Origin of the sequence: Protofrankia sp. Cr1 (assembly GCF_963555865.1) — a bacterium.
GTDB lineage: Bacteria > Actinomycetota > Actinomycetes > Frankiales > Frankiaceae > Protofrankia.
Map to the genome: position 1 here is coordinate 5130 of NZ_CAUVXO010000235.1, position 2971 is coordinate 8100.

Annotated in this window: 3 protein-coding genes; all 3 read left to right on the plus strand. The window is 70.6% G+C overall.

Going from position 1 to position 2971, the window contains the following annotated elements; translation table 11 throughout:
- Window positions 1–683, plus strand: a 683-nt coding sequence (locus U9980_RS17330; protein WP_322768871.1) for a hypothetical protein, incomplete at its 5' end; no start/stop codon positions are given.
- The gene (locus U9980_RS17335) at window positions 680–1936 is read left to right on the plus strand and encodes a deoxyguanosinetriphosphate triphosphohydrolase (RefSeq protein WP_322768872.1); all 1257 of its coding nucleotides are present in this window, start codon (window positions 680–682) and stop codon (window positions 1934–1936) included. The genes U9980_RS17330 and U9980_RS17335, both read left to right, overlap by 4 nt.
- A 114-nt stretch (window positions 1937–2050) precedes the next feature.
- Window positions 2051–2905, plus strand: a complete 855-nt coding sequence (hisG, locus tag U9980_RS17340) for an ATP phosphoribosyltransferase (RefSeq protein ID WP_322768873.1) — start codon at window positions 2051–2053, stop codon at window positions 2903–2905.
- Window positions 2906–2971: the final 66 nt, after the last annotated feature.

A 2971-nucleotide genomic window follows, 5' to 3' on the forward strand; every position in this document is an offset into this window, starting at 1 on the left:
CCCGCTACCAGCGGGTCGGTGACGGCGAGCACAGTGAGGTGTTCCGCCGACCGGGCAGCCGGTGGTGCATCCAGCTGTTCACCGTCGACTGCCCCGAGCTGACCATCCGCAAGGTCCGCGACGAATACCACTACCTACGACAGGTGTACGCGGCCCTGCCCCAGCTCCTGCCCGCGCAGCGCCTGTTCGCTTGCCATCCAGCCGCCCACATCTCCGAAACCGTGCTGGTCAAGGAATGGGTGGACGTCGACACGACACGACCGCTCAACCGCACCCGCGCCACAGACCTGCCACCGGCCTGCGTTGACGATCTGCACCAGTTCATCGGCGTCACCCGCGAGCTGCTCGACCGGGCCGCCAGCGAGCCGATGCTGCTTCCCGACATCATCGACACCCGCTTCCAGAACCTCGCCGTCGACACCGGCGGACGGCTCCGGCTCCTCGACACCAACCGGCTGATCAACACGGTGGCGTTACGGGCGCTGCCCCCCGGCCAGACCCTCGACCCCGACCGTCGCCCCATCCACGCCCGCCTGCTGCGCCGCCTGATGTACCTTCAGGCAGCCTTCGCCGACGCCACCCGGCACCACCTCGCCGACGACCCGCTCTACCGGCGATACCTCAACCCCGCCGTCCTGCACCGGCTGTTCGACGAGAGCACCGCGCACGGGGAACCGATATGAGCATCCGCCGGTACCGCTACACCCCGGCCGACCGCCAGCGCCTTCATAACGAGCCAGGCGCCGGCCCGGCAAGCCGACCGGGCTCGCCGTTCGCCGTCGATCACGCCCGGGTCGTGCACTCGGTGGCGCTACGCGCCTTGGCGGGCAAGCCGCAGGCCCTCGACGTCGAGGAGGGCCGCAGCGCTCGCACCCGCCTGGCCCACTCCCTCGAAGTCGCGCGCATCGCCCGCGCGATCGGCACCCCCCTCGGCGCAGACCCATGGCTGCTGGAGACCGCCGGCCTCGCCCACGATCTCGGACACCCCCCGTTCGGGCACAACGGCGAAACCGCCCTCGACGAGATCGCCCGGCCCGCCGGCGGCTACAACGCGAACGCGCAGACCCTGCGGATTCTCACCCGCCTCGAACCCGGAACCCCTACCGCACCCGCCGGGCTCAACCTGACCCGCGCCGCCCTCGACGCGACCTGCAAATACCCCTGGCCACGCCGCCCCGGCGACCGCCGCTTCGGCGTCTACGACGACGACCAGCCCACCTTCGCCTGGCTCCGCCACGGGCACACCGAGCCGACCCCCTCCTTCGAGGCGCAGATCGTCGACTGGGCCGACGACATCGCCAACGCCGTCGCGGACCTCGACGATGGCATCCGCGCCCGCCTCCTACGCCCGAACCTGCTCGCCGACCGCGGCGAACGCGCCGCCATCGCCCTCCTCGCCGCCGACCGCATCACCACTCTTCCGGCGGCCGACATCGAGACCGCCGCGGCCGAGCTGGCACGCCGTCCAGCCGTGACGGCCTTCGTCCGCGACGACTACGACGGCAGCTCTCATACCGAGGCCGCCCTGCACCATCTGACCCGCTCGCTCACCGAGCACTACATCGCTGAGACCGTTGCCCAGGCCCGGCCCGAGCACGGCCCGCACAGCCGCCAGCGGCAACGCCTCGGTGTACCGGTCGAGTCCCTTGCGGAGGTCGCCTGGCTACGAGCGTTCACCTTGCATCACATCCTGCGAGCACCGTCTCGACGCGACCGCCGGCACCGTCAGCGGCAGACACTCGTCGAGCTCGCCGACGCGCTGCTCGCCGACGCCCCGCACACACTCGACCTGCCGTCCGCACACGCCTGGGCGACGGCCGACGATGATCCGGCCCGCCTGCGGATCGTCGTCGACCACATCGCCGGGCTCACCGACGCCGGCGCGCGTGCCCGACACCGCGCGCTGCTCGCCTGCCCGCCCGGACGCGGGAGATGAACGCATCGGGCCGCGTCGGTCTGACGCGGCCGGGCCGGCCCGAAAATGAAGTGTCACCCGACGTGGCTTCTGACACACTGTCGCCCTACTCACCGACGAGTACAAAGGATCTTCATGCTGCGCATCGCCGTCCCGAACAAAGGCTCGCTCTCCGCCCCGGCGATGACGATGCTCCATGAGGCCGGTTATCCGATCCGCACCGACGCCAAGGAACTCGTCCTGATCGACGAGCAAAACCAGATCGAGTTCTTCTACCTGCGTCCCCGCGACATCGCCGTCTACGTCGGCTCCGGCCGCCTCGACGTCGGGATCACCGGACGCGACCTGCTCATCGACTCCGCCGCGGCAGCCGAAGAAATCCTGTCCCTCGGATTCGCACGATCAACGTTCTACTTCGCCGGCGAACCCGGCGCCGCCACGTCGGTCAGCGACCTCGCCGGCGCCTCGATCGCGACCTCCTACCCAGGGATCGTCGCCAAGTACCTCGCCGAGCACGGTGTCCAGCCCGGACAGATCGTCCGTCTCGACGGCGCCGTCGAGACGTCACTGCGACTCGGGGTCGCCCACGTCATCGCCGACGTCGTCGAAACCGGCACGACGCTCGCCCGCTTGGGCCTCACGACCATCGGCGAGCCGATCATGACCTCCGAAGCGGTCGTCATCCGCCCCCACGCCCCCAGGCCAGGCGCCGACGAGGCAACCCAGCGGTTCGTCCGCAGGCTGCGCAGCGTCCAGGTAGCCCGCGACTTCGTCATGATCGACTACGACGTCCCCGAAGCGGCCCTCGACCAGGCAGTGGAGATCACACCGGGGCTGGAATCACCCACCGTCGCACCCCTGCACCGCGAAGGCTGGCTCGCCGTCCGCGCCCTAGTCCCCACCGGCCAGACACAGCCCGTCATGGACGCGCTCGAAGCCATCGGCGCCCGCGCCATCCTCGCAACCCCGATCCGCGCCTTCCGCCACTGACGCCCCCGAACCGACGTCGTCGCTGACGGCGCGACGTCACGGCGCTGCGCGTAGGCAGGGATGACC

What these genes read in the sequence shown, in the direction of transcription:
- U9980_RS17335 (WP_322768872.1), top strand. Translation starts at nt 680, where the DNA reads ATGAGCATCCGCCGGTACCGCTACACCCCGGCCGACCGCCAGCGCCTT.
- hisG (WP_322768873.1), top strand. Translation starts at nt 2,051, where the DNA reads ATGCTGCGCATCGCCGTCCCGAACAAAGGCTCGCTCTCCGCCCCGGCG.